Raw genomic sequence first — 20,580 nt, 5'->3', positions numbered from 1 at the left:
GAGAGGAGGACGCATATATGGCGGCGGATTCATTAGTCATCGTAGAATCACCGGCAAAGGCGAAGACGATCGGGAAATACCTAGGCAGCAAGTTTATTGTCAAGGCATCGATGGGTCATATTCGCGATTTACCGAAAAGTCAAATTGGCGTCGAGGTTGAAAACAATTTTCAACCTAAATATATAACCATTCGAGGTAAAGGCAGCGTTCTGAAGGAATTGAAGGATGCGAGCAAGAAAGTGAAAAAAGTGTACCTCGCGGCTGACCCGGATCGCGAAGGGGAAGCGATTGCGTGGCATCTTGCTCATTACTTGGAAATCGATGAAACAGAGCCCTGCCGAGTCGTATTCAATGAAATAACGAAGCAAGCCGTGAAGGATGCGTTCAAATCTCCGCGCCCGATCAATGCGGATCTGGTCAACGCCCAGCAAGCGCGGCGAATTCTGGACCGGCTCGTCGGGTATAAGATAAGTCCCCTCTTGTGGAAGAAGGTTAAGAAGGGCTTATCCGCAGGACGCGTTCAGTCGGTTGCCGTTAAGCTGATCATGGATCGCGAGAATGAGATCGATGCGTTTATTCCGGAGGAATACTGGACCATCACCGCGCAGCTGAAGCATGAAAACGCATCGTTCGAAGCGAAGTTTTACGGGATGAACGGCGAGAAGCGGGACCTCGGCACCGAGCAGGACGTACAGGAAGTGCTGAAGGGAATGGGCTCAGACTCCTTCACCGTTGCCGACGTTAGGGAGAAAGAGCGCCTTCGCAATCCGGCCGCACCGTTCATTACGAGCTCTTTGCAGCAGGAAGCTGCGCGTAAGCTTGGTTATCGTGCTTCCAAGACGATGTCCGTGGCCCAGCAGCTCTATGAGGGTGTGGATCTCGGTAAAGAAGGAACGGTCGGTCTCATTACCTATATGCGTACGGATTCCACACGGATTTCTCAAGTCGCGCAGGATGAGGCTAAAGGTTACATCGAGGAGAAATACGGAGCGGCATTCGTTCCCGAGCAGCCGCGCGTATATGCGAAGAAGAACAGCAATGCGCAGGATGCGCATGAAGCGATTCGCCCAACGTCCGTCCTGAGGGATCCGGAATCGATGAAATCCTTTTTGAGTCGGGATCAATTCCGGCTATATAAGCTTGTATGGGAGCGGTTTGTGGCAAGTCAAATGTCCTCGGCTGTTCTCGATACGATGACGGTGGATCTGACAGTCGGAACGGCTACGTTCCGGGCAGTCGGCTCTAAAGTGAAATTTCATGGCTTCATGAAAATTTATGTGGAAGGCAATGATGACGGAACGACGGAGGACGAGAAGTTTTTGCCGCCTCTTGCGGTCGGGAATATCGCCAAACCGGAGTCCGTCGAGCCGAAGCAGCATTTCACGCAGCCGCCTCCCCGATTTACGGAAGCGCGCTTGGTTCGTACGATGGAGGAAGTCGGAATTGGCCGTCCAAGTACGTATGCGCCTACGCTGGAGACCATCCAGAAGCGCGGCTACGTGGCCATAGAGGAGAAGAAATTTTTCCCAACGGAGCTGGGCGAGCTTGTCGTGCAGCTGATGGAGGAATTTTTCCCGGAGATTCTCGATACGGAGTTCACCGCCCATATGGAGGCCGATCTTGACCATGTCGAGGATGGCAAGGAAGATTGGGTTCGCGTACTCGGGAACTTCTACGAGTCGTTCGAGAAACGCCTTGAAGTGGCCGAGGAAGAAATGAAGGAGATCGAAATTCAAGATGAAATCTCCGATGAGACATGTGAGAAGTGCGGCAGTCATATGGTGTACAAGATGGGTCGCTTCGGTAAGTTTCTTGCTTGCTCCGGGTTCCCTGATTGCCGCAACACGAAGCCGATCGTCAAAGATATCGGCGTTCCATGTCCGAAGTGTGCGGAAGGCAAGATCATCGAGCGGCGCAGCAAGAAAGGGCGCGTATTCTACGGCTGTGACCAATATCCCGGCTGTGATTATGTATCATGGGATAAACCGACAGGAAAGCCTTGTCCGGAGTGCAGCAGCATGCTTGTCGAGAAGCGCAATCGCAATGGGGTTCGCCATCAATGCACGCAGTGCGATTTCAGTGAAGAAGTGATTGAAGAACCGGAACAGGCAGATATTTAACGGCGTATTCGCTTTATGGGGAAAGGTAGGGAATGACATTGTCCGATCAACAACGAGTGACCGTTATCGGCGCCGGCTTGGCCGGCAGTGAGGCGGCATGGCAAATCGCGTCGCAGGGTGTGCCCGTAACATTATACGAGATGCGCCCTGAGACCAAAACACCTGCGCATCATACGAATCAATTCGCTGAGCTCGTATGCAGCAACAGCCTCCGGGCCAATGGCCTGACGAACGCAGTAGGTGTCTTGAAAGAAGAGATGAGAAGGTTGAATTCCATTATCCTGGATTGCGCGGACCGCAACGCTGTGCCGGCGGGAGGAGCCTTAGCCGTCGATCGTGATGGCTTTTCTGGCGATGTAACTCGTTTGCTGAAGGAACACCCGCTTGTAGAGATCCGGTGCGAGGAAGTTACCGACATTCCGGAGGACGGCATTGTCATTATTGCAACAGGTCCATTGACTGCACCGAGGCTTTCCCAGCAGATCCAGTCACTGCTAGGCCAGGAGTATTTCTACTTCTATGATGCGGCGGCACCGATCGTAGAGAAAGACTCGATCGATATGAATAAGGTCTATCTTGCATCCCGCTATGACAAGGGAGAGGCCGCTTATTTGAACTGCCCGATGACCGAAGAGGAATTTAATATTTTCTATGACGCCATCATTACGGCAGAGACAGCGGCCATGAAGGATTTCGAGAAGGAACAATACTTCGAGGGCTGTATGCCAATCGAGGTTATGATGCAGCGCGGCAAACAAACGGCCTTGTTCGGACCGATGAAACCAGTAGGGCTGATTAATCCGCATACCGGCAAGCTGCCTTATGCCGTTGTCCAGCTACGACAGGATAACGCTGCCGGAACCTTGTACAATCTCGTGGGCTTCCAGACTCATCTCAAATGGGGCGAGCAGAAACGGGTGTTTTCCCTCATCCCGGGCCTGGAACAAGCGGAGTTTGTCCGTTATGGCGTTATGCACCGCAATACGTTCATCAATTCACCGAAGCTGCTTAAATCAACCTATCAGTCCGCTAATCGCGATACGCTATTCTTTGCCGGGCAGATGACTGGCGTGGAAGGGTACGTGGAGTCTGCGGCATCTGGATTAATTGCGGGGATGAATGCAGGTAGACTCGCTCGTGGGCTTGATCCGCTCATCTTTCCGCCTGACACGACGCTTGGGAGTATGGCGCAGTATATTACGACCGCAGATTTCAAGCATTTCCAACCGATGAATGCAAACTTCGGTTTGTTCCCGCCTTTCGAGAACCGCTTTCGGAGCAAGAAGGACAAGAATGAGGCGATTGCAAACCGCTCGTTGGATCAATTGGACCGATTCCGTGCGGAATACGGTGCGGTGCTGGATTCCACGACCAAGTAACGCTAGTTAAGGACACAACAGGTGCGGCGGCATTAGATATACGGCCGCTGTTTCCTTTTTTACATAGCAACGTATGAAGGATATGAAGGAGGACGCGTTCATGGAAATGCAATTTCACGCCACGACGATTTGTGCCATCCGCCATAATGGCAAGGGGGCGATCGCAGGTGACGGTCAAGTGACCTTCGGCAATAGTATGGTGATGAAGCATCAAGCCAAGAAGGTTCGCCGGTTATATCGGGGGCAAGTCGTAGCTGGCTTTGCGGGCTCGGTAGCTGATGCGATATCCTTGTTCGAGAAGTTTGAAAACAAGCTGGAGGAGCATCACGGCAATTTGCAGCGTGCCGCAGTCGAGCTGGCTAAGGACTGGCGTTCAGACCGCGTTCTCCGCAAGCTGGAAGCCATGATGATCGTTATGGATAGCAGTGGAATGCTGCTTATCTCAGGGGGCGGCGAAATTATCGAGCCGGATGACGGCGTGCTTGCGATCGGCTCTGGCGGCAGCTTCGCATTGGCCGCGGCAAGGGCGCTGAAACAGCATGCTACCGGTTTGGAAGCAAAAGAAATGGCAAGGTCGTCGCTTGAAATCGCTGCCGATATTTGCGTGTTTACCAACCACAACATCATTGTGGAAGAAATTGAATAACGTCTCTTACATGAGTGGAGGGATATACGATGAAGAATGAAGATTTGACACCGCGGCAGATCGTCACGGAATTGGATAAATATATCGTAGGCCAGAAGCAAGCGAAGCGCTCGGTAGCGATTGCGCTTCGCAATCGTTACCGCCGAAGCCGTTTAGATGAGACGCTGCGGGACGAGATCGTACCGAAGAACATTCTCATGATCGGACCGACCGGTGTCGGAAAAACCGAAATTGCCCGCCGTCTTGCCAAGCTGGTCAATGCGCCTTTCGTAAAAGTGGAAGCGACGAAATTTACAGAAGTCGGCTATGTCGGCCGTGATGTTGAATCGATGGTAAGGGATTTGGTGGAGACTGCGATCCGGATGGTCAAGGCTGAACGGACCGAGAAGGTAAAGGATAAAGCCGAGAAAATGGCGAATGATCGCATTGTTGCGATTCTGGTACCGTCAGCTGCTAAACCCAAAACAGGTAAAAATCCGTTGGAAATGCTGTTTGGCGGCCAAAACACGAAAGAGGCAGAGGAAGAGCCGGAACCGGATGCTTCTATCGTCGATCGCCGGAAGCAGGTCAAGGAGCAGCTTGAAACCGGTAAGCTGGAGCAGGACTTGATCGAGATTGAGGTTGAGGATACTTCGCCGAACATGCTGGATATGTTATCGGGTCAAGGCGGCGAAGGAATGGGCATGGGGATGAACATGCAGGAGATGTTCGGCCAACTGATGCCAAAACGTGCGAAGAAGCGCAAGCTTCCCGTGAAAGAAGCGCGCAAGGTGCTGACGCAGGAGGAAGCGAATAAACTAATCGATATGGACGATGTCATATCGGAGTCTGTCAGCCGCGCTGAACAATCGGGCATTATCTTCATCGACGAAATCGACAAGATCGCGAGTCCTTCGCGCGGCTCTGGACCTGATGTTTCGCGTGAGGGCGTACAGCGCGATATTCTTCCGATTGTGGAAGGCTCGGTTGTCATGACCAAATACGGTCCTGTCAAAACAGACTACACCTTGTTTATTGCCGCGGGAGCGTTCCATGTGGCAAAGCCGTCCGACCTGATTCCGGAGCTGCAGGGCAGGTTTCCAATTCGGGTCGAATTGACGAATCTCAGTTTAGACGACTTTGTCAAAATATTAACGGAACCGAAAAACGCGCTGACGAAGCAATATACGGCACTGCTGGAGACAGAAGGCATTGAAATCGACTTTACCGAGGACGCGATACGCGAGCTCGCTTCTATAGCAGCTGATGTGAACAAAAACACCGAAAATATCGGAGCTAGACGTCTCCATACCATTTTGGAAAAGCTGCTTGAGGATTTATCGTTTGAAGCACCGGAATTATCGCTTGAACGGATGACGATCACACCGGAATATGTTAGGGATAAACTCGGCAATATTGCTAAGAACCGAGATTTAAGTCAATATATCTTGTAGAGGTATGGAGTGGAAAGTAGGAGGCTTAAAAATGATTTTACTTGCAAAGACAAGAACGCTTAATCGGCTGCTGCAGCGTGCAGCCGGGGGAGCGCTCAATTTTAGGGATATGGCGGAGGTGCTGTGCACAACGATACAAGCGGATATCTTTGTCGTCAGCCGTCGGGGAAAGGTGCTTGGTTGTGCAGCCGTAGGCCCTTTTCAGCATGAACAGCTCCGGGCTATGTCCGGTGACGAACTGCGCTTTTCGGTGGAATGCAATGAACGTTTTATGAACATGCAGGAAACGGTTACCAATGTGAAGCCTGATTCAGGCATTCATGATGCGTTTCCGTCGATGGCCGAACAAGAAATGATGACGGTCGTGCCGATCGTCGGAGGCCGAGACCGATTAGGGACTTTAGTCCTTCTTCGCAGCGAGGATCCGTTTGGTGACGATGATCTCATTTTGGCCGAATACGGCTCTACAATCGTCGGGATGGAGATCCTGCGGGAACGTACGGATGAGATCGAGCAGGAAGCGAGAAGCCGCGCTGTAGTGGCCGTTGCGGTAGGATCACTCTCTTTCAGCGAGCAGGAAGCGGTTGAGCATATCTTTGATGAGCTGGATGGTAAGGAAGGTTTATTGATTGCTTCGAAAATTGCCGATCGTGTCGGGATTACGAGGTCCGTCATCGTGAATGCGCTCCGCAAACTTGAGAGTGCGGGAGTCATCGAAACACGTTCTCTGGGCATGAAGGGGACATATATCAAAATTTTAAATTCACAGCTGATTATGGAGCTTAATAAGAAAAAAATTTAATAAATGATACAAAAACAGTACCATTTTCCTCTTTACTAGTCCTATCTGACCAAAAGATAGGGCTTTTTTCTTATTGTAATATATTAGTAAGTTGCGGATTATAAAACTAAGTGAATTTCGACACAGTTCTCTCATTTTTTTAATAATCTTTTGTCGAACAAAGAAGGAATGAGGAAAATTCTGTTGAATAACTAGATGGATCAAGAACGAAGGTGGGGATTTCAATGAACCTGCTGAATGGCCCGGTATTTAAACGACTGGAGGGAGCCATCAGTGCTGCGGAGTTGCGTCAGAAGGTCGCATCTAACAATGTGGCTAACGTCGACACGCCGAATTTCAAGCGGTCTGAAGTCATTTTTGAACAGCTTTTGGAACAGCAAATGGGAAATAATGCTTCCCAAATCAATGGAAAACGAACGGATACTAGACATTTCGTTATCGGACAGTCCGGATCGGTTCCAGGGGCGGAGATCGTTACGGATGAAAATACAGTCATGAATAACAACTCGAACAATGTCGATATTGAGCGAGAAATGACGCTTCTTGCCAAGAATCAATTGACTTACAATTATTACATCCAACAGGTCAATCATGAGATGAAAATGATGCGCACAGCGATAGAAGGGAGAGCTTAAATAGTGAAGCTTACAAACGGATTTAATGTCAGCGCATCGGCTTTGACGGCACAGCGTCTCAGAATGGATGTCATCTCATCCAACATTGCCAACGCCGATACGACTCGAGCCAAATTCGTTGATGGAAAATATGAACCTTACAAACGGAAGATGGTTGTCATCGAACCGATGCAGCCTTCTTTTTCTGACGTTCTAAACAATCAAATCAACGGTTCAGAGAGAGCCTCCGGCGTAAAAGCGACGCGGATTATCGAAGATAGCTCGCCATCCAAGCTGCTCTATAACCCCACACACCCGGATGCGGATGAAGCAGGCTATGTCAAATTACCTAATGTTGACGTCATGAAAGAAATGGTGGATATGATATCTGCTACACGGTCGTATGAGGCTAATGTAACAGCCTTGAATGCGACCAAAGCCATGTTTGTAAAGGCGCTTGAGATCGGAAGGTAGTTAACTTACGCGGAGGGATACGAGTGATACAGCAAACCACGATAAATCCGGTACAGGCGTTACGGTCCATTGAACTAGGAAAGCCTGCCGACAAAACGCCAGCGGAATTGACACAAAGTTTCGGCGATTATTTAAATAAGGCGCTGAACAGTGTTGATGCCCAAGAAAAAAACGTACATGCGCTGACCGATCAATTTTTTCTAGGGCAGGTTGACGTTACGAAGGTTATGATCGCCTCTGAGCAAGCACAACTGAGTCTGCAGTTAACCTCACAAATCCGCAACAAAGTGATCGATGCGTATCATGAAATCATGCGGATGCAGCTGTAATTATACTCCTAGACACAGCAAAGCTATAAAGTGAGGTGAAATCGTGAACGAGAAATTAAACCAATACAGAGGAAGATTATCTCAGTATTGGAGCGGAGTAGGAAAGAAACAAAGAATATGGCTTGCGGCAACGGCAGGCGTATTACTATTGTCTGTCATCTTGCTAACAGTAATCTTCTCCAAAACGGAATACGAACTAGCGTTTCGCGATTTGGATAGTACCGATGCTGCAGCAGTCATGGGTTACCTGGATAGCAGTGGAATTCCTTACAAGTTATCGGAAGCGGGCACGAGCATATCGGTCCCGGCTGCGGACGCCGCCAAAGCAAAGGTCGAAGCTGGATCACAAGGCCTTGTCCAGAATGGTTCAATGGGATTTTCAGTCTTCAATGAAGGTTCATCGCCCTTTGGCGCAACCGACCGGGAATTCGATGTTAAATACCGCAGTGCGCTCAACGGTGAAATTCAACAATTGCTGAACGGTATGCAGGGCGTACAAAAATCTAACGTTCTTGTTACACTGCCTGAAGAAAGCGTCTTTCTATCCACAGAGGAGCAAGAACAAGCTTCTGCCTCGATCATGATTACGTTCAAACCGGGATATCGGCCTACGCAAAAAGAAGTAGATGGGTATTACAACCTAGTTAAGACGGCCGTTCCTAAGCTGAGCGTGGACAATATTACCATTTCTAGCGCGGAAGGCGAGCTCATCGCTTCGAACGAAGTCGGCGGTAACGGTGCCGGCAGCGCAATGGCGTTAGAAACGCATTTTCAAATCCAACGCAAATACGAAAACGACCTGAAACGGAATATTCAACAGTTTCTAAGCCCGATGGTCGGCATGAACAACTTGGTCGTCAGCGTCTCAAGCGCCATTAATTTTGACAAGAAAGTGACTGACGAGAACTTAGTAGCACCCCTCACCGACAACAACAACAACGGTATTATCATCAGCGAACAGACGAATTCCAAAACCGCAACCGGTTCGAGCGGCGCTGGCGGTGTAGTGGGAACCGGCGAGACGGACGTGCCTGGCTATCAGGCAGCAGACGGCAGCGGTAACACGAATACCGAAGAGAATTCGCGTACTACGAATTATGACGTAAATCGAATCAAGAACCAGATTCAATCCGGTCCATATGTCATTAAAGATTTGTCCATTAGCGTCGCGGTCGAAAAGTCCAGGTTAAGCGATGAAGCTAAGAATGACATTAACGCTTACTTGACTTCTCTCGTACGTTCGCAGTTAGTCGAATCAGGCCAGAATGTTAATGATGACGCAGCAGTAGCCAAAAAAGTTGCGATCATCGCGCAAACTTTCGCAGAAGGAAGCGGAGCAACCGCAGTTTCAGGATTGTCCACTCCATGGCTAATCGGAATCGGACTTGCGGCACTCGCTCTGATCGGCGGCCTCGGTTTTGTCGTGCTTCGCAGACGCAAACAAGCGAAACAAGAGGAAGAGCTTGCCGTACCAGGAAAACTGGAATATCCGACGATCGACCTCGACAGTGCAAATAACGAAAGCCAAGTGCGTAAACAGCTCGAAACACTAGCTAAACGCAAGCCAGAAGAATTCGTTAATCTTCTTCGCACATGGCTTGTCGATGAATAGAGGAGAAGCGAATGGCAAAAGGTGCTCAAGGTTACAGCGGACGTCAGAAAGCAGCCATATTGTTGATTTCGCTTGGTCCCGAAGTTTCCGCTCAAATCTTCAAACATTTGAGAGAAGAAGAAATCGAGCAATTGACGCTTGAGATCGCCAATGTGCGTAAAGTGGAAAACACCGACAAGGAAATGATTTTAAGCGAATTCCATCAAATATGTCTCGCCCAAGAATATATTTCGCAGGGCGGTATAGCTTACGCTAAAGAAATTTTGGAGAAAGCACTCGGTGAGCAGAAAGCAGTTGAAGTCATCAACCGCTTGACAGCTACCTTACAAGTGCGTCCATTCGACTTTGCCCGCAAAGCGGATGCCAGTCAGATTCTGAACTTTATCCAGAATGAGAACTCACAAACGATTGCACTCGTGCTATCTTACTTGCAAGCCGAGCAATCCGCTCAAATCTTATCTTCCCTGCCACAGGAAAAGCAGGCGGATGTCGCTCGTCGTGTTGCACTGATGGATAGCACGTCACCTGAAGTTATTTCACAGGTAGAACGTATACTTGAACAGAAGCTTTCTGCTACCGTTACTCAAGATTACACCAGTGCGGGTGGTATTGAATCAATTGTTCAAATATTAAATGGTGTTGACCGTGGAACCGAACGTACGATCCTCGACGCTTTGGAAATTCAGGATCCTGAATTGGCCGAAGAAATCAAGAAACGGATGTTCGTTTTCGAAGATATCGTCAACATCGACAACCGTTCCATACAGCGCATTATCCGCGATATCGAGAATGCCGATTTGCAGCTTGCGCTTAAGGTGGCAAGCGAAGAAGTCCGAGAAGCGATCTTCCGCAATATGTCCAAACGGATGGCAGAGACCTTCAAGGAAGAAATGGAATACATGGGACCTGTCCGCCTGCGTGATGTTGAGGAAGCTCAGACACGCATCGTAGCGACGATCCGCAGACTCGAAGAGTCTGGAGAGATCATTATCGCACGTGGTGGAGGTGACGATATCATTGTCTAGACTGTACAAGTCTTCTGAAGTAATCTCTGCACAGGATTTGAAACGGCTGGAATGGTATAACCAGCACGCTTTTCAAACCGCAGCGCCTGAACCGGAGCCTGCCGGCCCGGATGAAGAGACGATTTCGCTGCAGCAGCAGATACTGAATGACGCCGAGCTGGTCGCTAAACAGCGATTAGAAGAAACCGGTCAGCAGATCGAAGCGATGATCGCAGATGCGAACGAGCAAATCAATCTATGGTGGCAGGAGCGTCGCGAGCAGGATCTGCAGCATTTCGAGCAAATCCGAAGCGAAGGCTACCAGCAGGGATATACGGAAGGAAAGACCGAATCCGAGCAGGAAGTATGGCAGCAATGGGAATCGGCGTTAACCGAAGCCAAAGCGATTCTCGATTCGGCCTATCAAACGAAAGAACAAATCATCCAAGAAGCGGAACCGTTTCTGGTTGAGCTCAGTGCCGCAATAGCTGAGAAAATAATTGGCAAGCAGCTGAATGTTTCACCAGAGTGGTCGCTTGATCTGATACGCAAATCGCTTGAACGCAGACGCGAGCAGGGTGTCATTACACTATGCGTCGCTCCTCAGCAGCTAACATTCGTACAGGCAGCCCGAGAGGAACTAAGCCTCGCGATCGATTCACAGGCTGAACTGCAGATCGTACCCGATGTGTCCGTCAAGGATAGCGGTTGTGTCATCCGCTCGGTCTTCGGGAGCATTGATGCTCGAATTGACACACAGCTCTCCGAAATCAAACGGGAACTGATTCAACTAGCGCTGCAAGCTGAAGAGCGAGGGAAAACCGATGACAGTCAATAAGCTGGATGCTCAAAAATATATCGAGCATCTTCGCCCGATCGATCCCGTTCGTGTGAACGGAAAAGTGACGCAGGTCATCGGATTGACCGTCGAATCCGAAGGACCGGATGCCAGCATTGGAGACCTTTGCTATATCTATCCGGTAAAAGCGTCCAAGCCGTTAAAGGCGGAAGTTGTCGGATTTCGAAATAACAAAGTCATACTAATGCCTCTTGGCGAGCTGACCTCGATCGGTCCGGGATGCGACGTTGTCGGGACAGGCAAACCGCTCACGGTACAGGTCGGATCCGAGCTGCTCGGTAAAGTGCTTGATGGGCTTGGCCAACCGTTGGACGGTTCCTTCATTCCAAGCCGCATGCCGCACTATTCAACTCAAAGCGCACCGAGCAATCCACTGATGAGACCTAGGGTTACGGAGCCGTTAAGCATAGGCGTACGTGCCATAGACGGTCTGCTCACAGTCGGTCAAGGCCAACGCGTCGGCATCTTTGCAGGCTCTGGCGTCGGCAAGAGTACACTGCTTGGCATGGTGGCCCGGAACACATCAGCCGATGTGAATGTGATCGCACTCATTGGTGAACGGGGACGCGAAGTTCTCGAATTCATCGAGAAGGATCTCGGTCCGGAAGGACTTGCCCGTTCCGTTGTGATCGTCGCAACATCCGATCAGCCGGCTCTTATCCGAATGAAGGGTGCCCTGATCGCCACGACGATTGCTGAATATTTTCGTGATCGCGGCTTGAATGTCATGCTCATGATGGACTCGGTAACGAGGTACGCCATGGCACTCCGCGAAGTAGGACTCGCGATTGGAGAGCCGCCGGCTACACGAGGCTACACACCATCTGTATTCGCCAATTTGCCCAAGCTGCTCGAGCGAGCAGGCACGGGGCTCAGAGGCTCCATCACCGCATTCTACACGGTGCTCGTCGACGGAGACGATATGAACGAGCCCATCGCGGACGCCGTTCGCGGAATCTTGGACGGACATATTGTGCTTAGTCGCGATTTAGCGCACAAAGGCCATTTTCCAGCGATTGATGTTCTTTCTTCGGTTAGCCGGGTTATGAAAGAAATTGTTTCCGAAGAACAGCAGGATGCGGCTAACGAATTGAAACGATTGCTTGCTATTTATAAAGATTCGGAAGACTTGATAAATATAGGGGCGTATCAACGGGGTTCAAATACAGAAATTGATCGCGCTATCGAACAAATCGATCATATTCGAGCATTTACAAGGCAAAAGACGTCAGAAAAGGTTGATTATCAGGAAGCGCAAGAAAAGCTCGTTAACGATTTTCATTGGAGTTGATTCCACTCGTGGCCAAGTTTCAGTATACCTATCAAAAAATCGTAGATTTGAAGTCCAGCGAGAAGACGCAAGCCGAATGGCTGCTATCCTCGGCGGTAAGCAAGTTGAATGCCGAAGAGATGACGCTGGAAAATTTGTTGAAGGAACGATCCGATTGGCTGGAGAAGCTTCAGGAAGCCTCTGAGAAGGTTGTCTCGCTTTCAAGCATTCGCGTCGTACAGCTGTATTTGGAATTTATCGAGAGCAGCATTGCGCAGAAACGTTCCGATGTAAGGCTGGCGAAGCAGGAAGTCGAGTCCAGCAGATCTCACTTAACGGACCGGATGATGGATGAGAAGGTCTGGTTGAAAGCGAAGGATCATGCTCGGGACCGATTCCGCTTCGTCGCGCTGGCGAAGGAACAGAATGAGCTGGATGAAATGGCAACTGTTCGTTTCGTCGCTCCGGCACGGTAAAAGAAATTAGGTTTGACGAATCGGGTGAAGCTGCCCGAGGAGGGGATAATCATGGCGGACTTAGAAATGGAAAAGCAAGGCTATAGCGGATTTGAACGATTTATGTTTTTCGTGACGCCAATCTTATTTACGCTCATCCTGCTTGGCGTGCTTTTGACGCTATTTGACTTTGATTTACGCAATAAACTGCTGAGCGTCGGCAACTCGATTCCTTTTCTGGAGCAGATTCTGCCGGATCCGGCATCGCCCGAGCTATCACTCGACGAAGAAAAGCTGAAAAGCGAGAATACGTCGGCTAAAGTAGCCCAGCTAACAGCACAGCTGACCGCGAAGGAAGCTGATTTGAAAAAGGCGACGGATGAGCGTGCACGGCAGGAGCAGCAAATCAAAGACCTGCAGGGACAGGTGGATCAGCTTAAGCGAGTCAATAGCGAGCAGCAGCTTGAAGACGATCAATACCAGACGAAAATAGGCGAGCTTGCGGGTATGTACGCCAAGATTACGCCTAGCAAAGCGGCGCCGATACTCGAAAGCATGGAACTCGCGGAAGCGGTGCTTGTATTGGATGCCATGCGTCCTGATGACCGGGTACGCATCCTGGAGAAGATGACGCCGAAGAAAGCTGCGGACGCAACCGTTATGCTGAAGGACGCTACATCGGCAAAGGATCGTCAGATCGCAGCGCTTCAAGCGCGGATCAAGAAGCAGGAGTCGGCGCAAACGCAGCCGCAATCGGTATTAGATACGGCACAATTGAAAGATACGTTCGCAAAAATGAATGCGAAAAGCGCGGGCGAGCTGTTGATTAAAATGTCGGACGTCAGCCCGAGTAAAGTTCTGCGAATCTTGAACGCGGTTGACAGTACGTCGCGATCGGCGATTCTGGCAGAAATGTCCGAGATTAACAAGGGCATAACAGCGCAGCTGGTATCTAAATTAATGGCTGGCAAATAAGTAGACGGTGTATCGGTTGGTATGGAAAGGAGGTGAAAATATATGCAAATGGCAATTTCCCAAGCTTCCGCTACCGGCGTACAAGCTCCATCTGGCGGTAAGGCGGCTAAAGGAGCAGACGGTCAAGCATTCGGCCAAGCATTGAGCCAAACAATTACCGGCGTAAGCGGCAATGCTGGACAAGCCGATCAAGCTAGCGCGGGTAATACGTCTGCAGCAACGTCTGCGTTGACCAATCTTATCGGAGCGGGCGTAACAACTGCCGATCTTCTAGCTGCTATCGAGGCACTTATGAAACAGGTGGAAGAACTGAGTGGTGAAGACGTTGAAACGAATGTGACGGAAGCCGATCTGAACACCGCGATCGCCGAGCTCGATAATCTGTTGGCCTATCTTGGTGCCGTACCGGCGATGCAGCCTATGCTTGATCAAACGATGGTTCAACCTGATTTGTCGCTGCAAGGCGATGCTGCCGAAGCTGCTGCATTCGCTCAAGCTACCGTCGTGAAGGCTGATCTGCTAAAGGCCCAAGCAGCAGCGGTTATTGAGAACCTGACTGTACAGATGCAAACCGGGGTAAAACTGGATCAGTCGGGAGAAAATTTTGCAGCGATGAAGTCAGCTTTGGAAGGCGCACTGGCGGATCTTCGTTCATTCCTGCAAGGGAGCAAGGGCTCTTCCGCCGGAATCGAGCAGAATGCCATGATCGGTAAGCAGCTGCAGGCTGTCAAACAAGTGCTGGAAGGTGCAGCAATCCCTTCTGCCGACCTGACAGAGGCAGAGGCGCAATTAACCGACTTGGTTCGTTCAATGACTTCACAGTCGGCCGCAAGCTCGCATTTACAGCGATTGGGTAATCAGCTTCTTCATGCAGGGCTCATTTCGCTCGTTCCTACCCAGGACGAAGCTGGCGCCGAATTGACGGTGGAACCGGTAACCTTACCGACAGCCGTGCTTCAACAAGCGGTAGGCTCACAAGAGGTTCAACGGCAGCAGCCGGTGAAACCAACCCTTGTTCATGCGGTTCCAGTTCAACAATTCGCAGAGACGATGGAGAGCTTAGTCGTGAAGCAGCTGCAAGTATCGTCCGCCAATGGGATCTCGGAAGCGCGGATCTCCTTGTATCCGGAGCGCTTGGGTCAAGTAGACGTCCGTATAACGGTTCATAACGGTCAATTGACGGCGATGTTCCTTACTGATACGGCTTCAGCGAGAGACATGCTGGAGAATCAGATGACTCAACTTCGGTCGGCACTTCAAGCACAAGGGCTGCAAGTAGATAAGCTGGAGGTTTCCCAGAACCAGAACGCGGATCAAGCGAACCTGTTTCACGATCGGGGCGGCTCAAGCAACCGTGATCAACAAGCGACCAAGCGTAATAAATCGAAGGATGATTCCTCCTTCGACAGGGTTCAATTAGATGCCGAACAAGAAGAATTGGCTATCGAGCAAGCGGTTGATCGAACGCTCGGTTTCGGAAGAGGCGTTAACGCAAGAGCTTAGCCCGGCCTGCTCTTAGCACCGTTGCAAGAATGGAGGTGAAGCGTGTAATGGCGTCAGATAGCGTATCCACGCGTAACGTATGGCCGTATTACGATAAAAGCAATGTACAGACGGCAGCTGCAAAAAAGAAAGAAGAAACGCTCGGTAAAGATGATTTCTTGCGCATCCTGGTCACCCAGCTGCGTAATCAAGACCCGATGCAGCCTTTGCAGGATAGCGACTTTATCGCACAGATGGCGCAGTTTACATCCGTCGAGCAGTTGATGAATATGTCTAATGAAATGACGATGCTCCGGCAGAATCTCGGTATGGCCTCGAGCATGATCGGTAAAGACATCGCTTGGTACGACTACACTGAAACGGGCGAGCTGGTTCCTTATTCCGGCCAAGTCGAATCGATCCTTATCAAGGATAGCGTACAGTATGCCATCGTGGGCGATAGTCAAATACCGCTTGATAAGATCGTGTCGATCGCTGAAGGCGGTGAGAAGTCAGATGGATAACCGGATGACCATTGCCCAGCTTCGTCTGACCAGCGCGAATGCGCAGCTCCGTAAACAAGTTCAGGCGCAAGCGGACAGCTCAAGCAGCCCCGCTTCATTTAAAGAAGTATTAAACCGCAATGTGCTCAAGTTCAGCCAGCACGCGGAGCTTCGCATGCAGCAGCGGGGAATTTCATTCAAACCAGAAACCATCAATGAAATCGTGAATGCAATCGATCAAGCCGCCGCCAAGGGGGCGAAGGACTCGCTTGTTGTCTACCGTGATGTAGCGATGATTGTAAACATCCCCAGCAGAACCGTTGTTACGGCAATGGACGGTAAGTCGCTGCAAGGGAATGTGTTCACCCAAATTGATAGTGCTGTAATCGTTAATTAATCGGCTGGACCTCGGATGAGGAAGCCCATGAGCTGTGGATCGACTGATACAGCTCTTATAGAGTCTTGCTTCGCAAAACTTAGCAGATGCTTACGAATTGAGCTTTTGCTCGACCCAGTCGGGCGAAGCCACGCAAAAACTTAGCAGATGCTTACGAAGTGAGTTTTTGCTCGACCAAGTCGGGCGAAGCCACGCAAAAACTTTTAGGTCTATGCTTACGAAGCGAGTTTTGCTTCGCAAAACTTTTAGGAGGTCAAATAACGCATGTTAAGATCGATGTATTCCGGTGTCTCGGGTATGCGCGGGTTTCAAACGAAGCTCGACGTTATTGGTAATAACATTGCCAACGTCAATACGGTTGGCTTTAAAGCTGGACGCGTGATGTTCAAGGATATTTTGAGCCAGACGGTTTCCGGTGTCACCAGTCCCGAAGAAGGGACCACAGGCGGTGTCAATGCGAAGCAGATCGGTCTGGGTGTAGCAATTGCATCCATCGATACCGTGCATACGCCAGGCAGTGCGATGACGACGAACAACCCGACGGATGTTCGTATTGACGGTGACGGATTCTTCGCGGTCTCGTCTGGAGACGGAGCCGAGGTTCCGTATCTGACACGTGCAGGCAACTTTACTTTGGATGCTGCCGGACAGCTTGTGAATGGAGACGGATTGTTCGTTCTTGATTCAGGCGGAGCCCCAATTGTCCTTGATCCTGCGGAAGTGAAAGCATTCTCTATCGCTCAAGACGGTCAAATCATCGCTGTAGGCGTTGATGGGACTAGCGCGCCGACAGGCATTATGCTTGGTATCGTTAAAGTAGTCAATCCGGCGGGCCTTGAGAAACTAGGCGGTAACCTTTACCGTGTAACGCCGAATGCGAATCTCGATGGTGAGGTTGCAATCACGACAGCAGGCGATCCTGAAGCTGGCACCGGCGCCATTATTTCCGGACAGCTAGAGATGTCCAACGTCGACCTGACATCCGAGTTTACGGAGATGATCGTGGCACAACGCGGCTTCCAAGCCAACTCCCGCATCATTACGACCTCCGATGAAATCCTGCAGGAAGTCGTTAACCTGAAACGATAGGCCATTAACCGCCAGGGAGGCTTAAGCGGCCTCCCGGCAAGGTTTAGGAGGTAACTCATGATTGCTGTAACGCGTTTGAACGGCAGCACTTTGCATATCAACGCGCTGCTCATCGAAACAATCGAAGAGACGCCAGATACGCTGCTGACGTTGACGACGGGCAAAAAGCTAATAGTTGTGGAAAAAGCGGCGGAAGTTATTTCCTCCATGCAGCACTATCTTCGCTCGATCGGCGTCAATGTGGCGACCATCAAGAGCGGACAAACGGAGGGACCTTCAACATGAAAAAGATGTTACCCTGGTTAATTACGATATTGCTCGCCATCACGTTGATTGCCATCGTGGCCATCATCCTCTTGAACAATATACTGGGTGATGATAAGAACAGCGATCCGCAATCCAAAGCCGCAAACAGCGTGAAGAATGTTCAAGCCGAGCGCATCAGTGCGGATAAACGCGTTGGTGTAACCAGTGAGATTAAAGATATCAGTACGAATCTTATTGACGCTGAATTCGTTGTCAAAGTCGATTTCGCTTTCCAGCTGGAAAACAAGAAGACAAAGGAAGACTTCGACAAAATTAAAGATATTGTCATTAAACCAATCATCATCAGTACGCTGGGTGATATGACCCCTGAGGGGCTGAACGGTTCGAAGGGCAAAGACGAATTGAAATCGAAGCTCTTGAATCTAATCAACCAGAAGCTGCTGGAAACAACGGAAGGTAAGCTGGTCAATGTTGACATCACGAACATCATTATTGCACAAATGTAAGAACATGCCGCATTCCTTCGAAGGGGGTGAGATAATTGGTTGATGTTTTATCGCAGAATGAGATCGACGCCTTGCTTGCTGCTTTATCATCCGGCGAGATGGATGCTGAAGAACTGAAAAAAGAAGATACGCAGAAAAAGATTCGCTCTTATGAGTTCAAGCGCGCGGTACGGTTCTCGAAGGATCATATCCGCAGCTTAACCCGGATACACGAAAACTTCGCGCGATATCTGACAACCTATTTCTCTGCGCAGCTTCGCACGTTCGTCCAAATCAACGTCGTTCAAGTCGAACAGCTGCCGTATGATGAGTTTATTCGTTCCATCCCTAAGATGACCATTCTGAACATCTTCGAGGCGGAGCCCTTAGAAGGACGGATGGTGCTCGAAGTTCATCCGAACGTCGCTTATGCCATGCTCGATCGTTTGCTTGGCGGACAAGGAATGGCGCCTTCGAAAATTAATGCCTTGACTGAAATCGAAACGAATATTATGGAGCGGATCTTCAGCCGTACCTTCGAGAGCTTGCAGGAGGCATGGAAGACGGTCATCGATATTTCGCCTCGGCTGGATTCGCTGGAGACGAATCCGCAGTTTATGCAGATCGTCTCGCCGAATGAAACGATCGCATTAATATCCCTCAGTACCAAGATTGGCGATACGACGGGGATGATTAATTTATGTATACCTCATGTCGTCATCGAGCCGATTATGCCGCGTCTGTCTGTCCATCATTGGTTCGTATCGCAGAAGAAGACGCGTGCTCCTGAAGAAATGGAAGTATTGAAACAACGCGTTAGCAAGGCAAAGCTTCCGATAGTTGCCGAGCTTGGTCAGTCCAGTATATCGATCCGCGAATTTTTGGGGCTTGCTGTTGGCGACGTCATTTCGCTCAACAAACCCATTACAGAAGGTTTGGACATTAAACTTGGGGAGAAGCTCAAATTCAAGGGCAGCCCTGGATCGGTCAAGGAACGATTGGCCATACAGATCGATGAGGTAGTCAGCGAAGGAGTTGAAGAAGATTATGACGAGTAAAGACTACTTGTCGCAAGAAGAAATCGATGCCTTGCTGCGTCAATCCTCCGACGAGCCAGATATGCCGTCGTTAGGAAAGACCGAGGAGCTGAATACATATTTAAACTCCATGGAACAAGATGCACTCGGTGAGATCGGTAACATTACATTCGGCAGTGCAGCAACGGCACTTTCCACCCTGTTAGGTAAGAAAGTCGACATTACGACTCCAGAAGTATCTTTGATTAGAAGAAGCGAGCTTGACAATGAGTTTCCGAAGCCGCATGTGGCTGTCTCCGTTCATTATGTAGATGGATTCCAAGGCATTAATTCACTCGTAATCAGAACCGCAGATGCCCAAACGATCGCGGATTTGATGCTTGGTGGAGAAGGCAAGGCGCTGAGTGATGAACTAAACGATATTCATATCAGTGCTGTACAGGAAGCGATGAACCAGATGATGGGGTCATCCGCAACATCGATGTCAACGATTTTCAACCGTTTTGTCAACATTTCGCCACCGGGCATTGACATACTGAATGTTTCGAACGGTGAGGGCATCGACAGCCTTCCGCCCGACGATAAGTTTATAAAAATCGCTTTCCGCTTGCGGATTGGGGAGCTGATTGACTCTACGATCATGCAGCTGCTGCCTATTAAATTCGCCAAAGAAATGGTGGATACGCTGATGGGCGGCACTTCCGAACCGAGCGCAATCGAAGCGCCGGCACCAAGTGTGCAAGCTCCTGCTGCAAGCGCTCCGGCAGCGCCGCCGGTATATGCGGAAGCGGCCGTTCCGGCTCATGCCCAGCAAGCGCCGGCACCCTATCCGCCAGCCATGCAGCAGCAGTATGCGGCAGCCCCGAGCGGACCGCAAACATACGGCGGACTTCCGAATCGCAACGTTAATGTGCAGCCCGTGCAATTCGCGAATTTTCAAGGCGCGCCCTACGTTCAAGCAGAAGAATCAAACCTTAATTTATTGCTCGACATCCCGCTTAAGGTCACGGTAGAATTAGGAAGAACTCAAAAGCAAATTAAGGATATTCTTGAGTTGTCACAAGGATCCATCATTGAGCTGGACAAGCTGGCGGGGGAACCGGTCGACATTCTGGTCAATAACAAATTAATCGCCAAAGGCGAGGTTGTTGTTATCGATGAGAACTTTGGTGTCCGGGTTACGGATATTGTCAGTCAGTGGGATCGGATCCAAAAACTGCAGTAAAACGCGCGTATGCTGGTTCCACCCTACCGGTTCATTCCCGTACGGGCTTGGCGATACAGCTGCGCAAACTGAGCGAGCGCTTCCGTTGTAAGTTTCATGCTTGCATGGGGGCTTGCTTAGTGA

General features: G+C 50.0%; 22 protein-coding genes. All 22 read left to right on the top strand.

Translation table 11 applies throughout. The annotated features are described in order from the left end of the window. The first annotated feature begins 17 nt into the window (after positions 1 to 17). A complete protein-coding gene (gene topA, locus NNL21_RS04335) occupies positions 18 to 2,120 on the top strand; it encodes a type I DNA topoisomerase (protein ID WP_204816197.1) in 2,103 nt (700 codons plus the stop codon). A 38-nt stretch (positions 2,121 to 2,158) separates the two neighbouring features. Beyond that, positions 2,159 to 3,499 (top strand): FADH(2)-oxidizing methylenetetrahydrofolate--tRNA-(uracil(54)-C(5))-methyltransferase TrmFO, encoded by a 1,341-nt coding sequence (gene trmFO, locus NNL21_RS04330; protein WP_204816766.1) that lies wholly within the window; start codon positions 2,159 to 2,161, stop codon positions 3,497 to 3,499. Between the two features lie 100 nt (positions 3,500 to 3,599). After that, the gene (gene hslV / locus NNL21_RS04325) at positions 3,600 to 4,145 is read left to right on the top strand and encodes an ATP-dependent protease subunit HslV (RefSeq protein ID WP_204816196.1); all 546 of its coding nucleotides are present in this window, start codon (positions 3,600 to 3,602) and stop codon (positions 4,143 to 4,145) included. A gap of 29 nt (positions 4,146 to 4,174) precedes the next feature. Next, complete coding sequence (hslU, locus tag NNL21_RS04320; RefSeq protein ID WP_204816195.1) at positions 4,175 to 5,578, top strand: ATP-dependent protease ATPase subunit HslU; 1,404 nt, start codon at positions 4,175 to 4,177, stop codon at positions 5,576 to 5,578. A 31-nt stretch (positions 5,579 to 5,609) separates the two neighbouring features. Next, positions 5,610 to 6,380 (top strand): GTP-sensing pleiotropic transcriptional regulator CodY, encoded by a 771-nt coding sequence (gene codY / locus NNL21_RS04315; protein ID WP_204816194.1) that lies wholly within the window; start codon positions 5,610 to 5,612, stop codon positions 6,378 to 6,380. A gap of 224 nt (positions 6,381 to 6,604) precedes the next feature. After that, complete coding sequence (flgB, locus tag NNL21_RS04310; protein WP_204816193.1) at positions 6,605 to 7,015, top strand: flagellar basal body rod protein FlgB; 411 nt, start codon at positions 6,605 to 6,607, stop codon at positions 7,013 to 7,015. Positions 7,016 to 7,018: 3 nt separating this feature from the next. Beyond that, complete coding sequence (gene flgC / locus NNL21_RS04305) at positions 7,019 to 7,468, top strand: flagellar basal body rod protein FlgC (protein WP_204816192.1); 450 nt, start codon at positions 7,019 to 7,021, stop codon at positions 7,466 to 7,468. A gap of 23 nt (positions 7,469 to 7,491) precedes the next feature. Continuing rightward, positions 7,492 to 7,797: a flagellar hook-basal body complex protein FliE gene (gene fliE / locus NNL21_RS04300; protein WP_204816191.1), complete on the top strand. Its 306-nt coding sequence runs from the start codon at positions 7,492 to 7,494 to the stop codon at positions 7,795 to 7,797. Positions 7,798 to 7,840: 43 nt separating this feature from the next. Further along, a complete protein-coding gene (gene fliF / locus NNL21_RS04295; protein WP_204816190.1) occupies positions 7,841 to 9,409 on the top strand; it encodes a flagellar basal-body MS-ring/collar protein FliF in 1,569 nt (522 codons plus the stop codon). 11 nt (positions 9,410 to 9,420) lie between these two features. After that, a complete protein-coding gene (gene fliG / locus NNL21_RS04290; protein ID WP_204816189.1) occupies positions 9,421 to 10,434 on the top strand; it encodes a flagellar motor switch protein FliG in 1,014 nt (337 codons plus the stop codon). After that, positions 10,427 to 11,251: a FliH/SctL family protein gene (locus tag NNL21_RS04285; protein ID WP_204816188.1), complete on the top strand. Its 825-nt coding sequence runs from the start codon at positions 10,427 to 10,429 to the stop codon at positions 11,249 to 11,251. The genes fliG and NNL21_RS04285 overlap by 8 nt, the downstream gene beginning before the upstream one ends. Further along, on the top strand, positions 11,238 to 12,563 hold the full coding sequence (fliI, locus tag NNL21_RS04280) for a flagellar protein export ATPase FliI (RefSeq protein WP_204816187.1): 1,326 nt from the start codon (positions 11,238 to 11,240) through the stop codon (positions 12,561 to 12,563). Before NNL21_RS04285 ends, fliI begins: the two co-directional genes overlap by 14 nt. An 8-nt stretch (positions 12,564 to 12,571) precedes the next feature. Next, the gene (fliJ, locus tag NNL21_RS04275; RefSeq protein ID WP_204816186.1) at positions 12,572 to 13,018 is read left to right on the top strand and encodes a flagellar export protein FliJ; all 447 of its coding nucleotides are present in this window, start codon (positions 12,572 to 12,574) and stop codon (positions 13,016 to 13,018) included. Positions 13,019 to 13,069: 51 nt separating this feature from the next. Continuing rightward, entirely contained in the window at positions 13,070 to 13,972 is a 903-nt protein-coding gene (locus tag NNL21_RS04270) for a MotE family protein (protein ID WP_204816185.1), read from the top strand. Positions 13,973 to 14,014: 42 nt separating this feature from the next. Beyond that, positions 14,015 to 15,475, top strand: coding sequence for a flagellar hook-length control protein FliK (locus tag NNL21_RS04265; protein WP_204816184.1), 1,461 nt, complete (start codon positions 14,015 to 14,017; stop codon positions 15,473 to 15,475). A 47-nt stretch (positions 15,476 to 15,522) separates the two neighbouring features. Then, positions 15,523 to 15,978 carry a flagellar hook capping FlgD N-terminal domain-containing protein gene (locus NNL21_RS04260; RefSeq protein ID WP_204816183.1) on the top strand — a complete coding sequence of 152 codons (456 nt, stop codon included), beginning with the start codon at positions 15,523 to 15,525 and terminating at the stop codon, positions 15,976 to 15,978. Continuing rightward, positions 15,971 to 16,354 (top strand): TIGR02530 family flagellar biosynthesis protein, encoded by a 384-nt coding sequence (locus NNL21_RS04255; protein WP_256555044.1) that lies wholly within the window; start codon positions 15,971 to 15,973, stop codon positions 16,352 to 16,354. Before NNL21_RS04260 ends, NNL21_RS04255 begins: the two co-directional genes overlap by 8 nt. A gap of 264 nt (positions 16,355 to 16,618) precedes the next feature. Then, a complete protein-coding gene (gene flgG, locus NNL21_RS04250) occupies positions 16,619 to 17,443 on the top strand; it encodes a flagellar basal body rod protein FlgG (protein ID WP_204816182.1) in 825 nt (274 codons plus the stop codon). Positions 17,444 to 17,500: 57 nt separating this feature from the next. After that, the gene (locus tag NNL21_RS04245) at positions 17,501 to 17,728 is read left to right on the top strand and encodes a flagellar FlbD family protein (protein WP_204816181.1); all 228 of its coding nucleotides are present in this window, start codon (positions 17,501 to 17,503) and stop codon (positions 17,726 to 17,728) included. Beyond that, positions 17,725 to 18,216: a flagellar basal body-associated FliL family protein gene (locus NNL21_RS04240; RefSeq protein WP_204816180.1), complete on the top strand. Its 492-nt coding sequence runs from the start codon at positions 17,725 to 17,727 to the stop codon at positions 18,214 to 18,216. The genes NNL21_RS04245 and NNL21_RS04240 overlap by 4 nt, the downstream gene beginning before the upstream one ends. Positions 18,217 to 18,251: 35 nt before the next feature. Further along, positions 18,252 to 19,253 (top strand): flagellar motor switch protein FliM, encoded by a 1,002-nt coding sequence (gene fliM, locus NNL21_RS04235; RefSeq protein ID WP_204816179.1) that lies wholly within the window; start codon positions 18,252 to 18,254, stop codon positions 19,251 to 19,253. Next, positions 19,243 to 20,457, top strand: a complete 1,215-nt coding sequence (gene fliY, locus NNL21_RS04230) for a flagellar motor switch phosphatase FliY (protein WP_204816178.1) — start codon at positions 19,243 to 19,245, stop codon at positions 20,455 to 20,457. The genes fliM and fliY overlap by 11 nt, the downstream gene beginning before the upstream one ends. Positions 20,458 to 20,580: the final 123 nt, after the last annotated feature.

Origin of the sequence: Paenibacillus mendelii, assembly GCF_024498075.1 — a bacterium.
In the GTDB taxonomy this organism is placed as follows: domain Bacteria; phylum Bacillota; class Bacilli; order Paenibacillales; family Paenibacillaceae; genus Paenibacillus_Z; species Paenibacillus_Z mendelii.
Note: the sequence above shows the minus strand (reverse complement) of the source record. Positions and strands in the feature narration are given on the sequence as shown.

What these genes read in the sequence shown, in the direction of transcription:
- topA (WP_204816197.1), top strand. Translation starts at nt 18, where the DNA reads ATGGCGGCGGATTCATTAGTCATCGTAGAATCACCGGCAAAGGCGAAG.
- codY (WP_204816194.1), top strand. Translation starts at nt 5,610, where the DNA reads ATGATTTTACTTGCAAAGACAAGAACGCTTAATCGGCTGCTGCAGCGT.
- fliY (WP_204816178.1), top strand. Translation starts at nt 19,243, where the DNA reads ATGACGAGTAAAGACTACTTGTCGCAAGAAGAAATCGATGCCTTGCTG.
- NNL21_RS04265 (WP_204816184.1), top strand. Translation starts at nt 14,015, where the DNA reads ATGCAAATGGCAATTTCCCAAGCTTCCGCTACCGGCGTACAAGCTCCA.
- fliI (WP_204816187.1), top strand. Translation starts at nt 11,238, where the DNA reads ATGACAGTCAATAAGCTGGATGCTCAAAAATATATCGAGCATCTTCGC.
- NNL21_RS04255 (WP_256555044.1), top strand. Translation starts at nt 15,971, where the DNA reads ATGGATAACCGGATGACCATTGCCCAGCTTCGTCTGACCAGCGCGAAT.
- NNL21_RS04260 (WP_204816183.1), top strand. Translation starts at nt 15,523, where the DNA reads ATGGCGTCAGATAGCGTATCCACGCGTAACGTATGGCCGTATTACGAT.
- flgB (WP_204816193.1), top strand. Translation starts at nt 6,605, where the DNA reads ATGAACCTGCTGAATGGCCCGGTATTTAAACGACTGGAGGGAGCCATC.
- fliG (WP_204816189.1), top strand. Translation starts at nt 9,421, where the DNA reads ATGGCAAAAGGTGCTCAAGGTTACAGCGGACGTCAGAAAGCAGCCATA.
- hslU (WP_204816195.1), top strand. Translation starts at nt 4,175, where the DNA reads ATGAAGAATGAAGATTTGACACCGCGGCAGATCGTCACGGAATTGGAT.
- NNL21_RS04245 (WP_204816181.1), top strand. Translation starts at nt 17,501, where the DNA reads ATGATTGCTGTAACGCGTTTGAACGGCAGCACTTTGCATATCAACGCG.
- flgG (WP_204816182.1), top strand. Translation starts at nt 16,619, where the DNA reads ATGTTAAGATCGATGTATTCCGGTGTCTCGGGTATGCGCGGGTTTCAA.
- NNL21_RS04270 (WP_204816185.1), top strand. Translation starts at nt 13,070, where the DNA reads ATGGCGGACTTAGAAATGGAAAAGCAAGGCTATAGCGGATTTGAACGA.
- NNL21_RS04240 (WP_204816180.1), top strand. Translation starts at nt 17,725, where the DNA reads ATGAAAAAGATGTTACCCTGGTTAATTACGATATTGCTCGCCATCACG.
- hslV (WP_204816196.1), top strand. Translation starts at nt 3,600, where the DNA reads ATGGAAATGCAATTTCACGCCACGACGATTTGTGCCATCCGCCATAAT.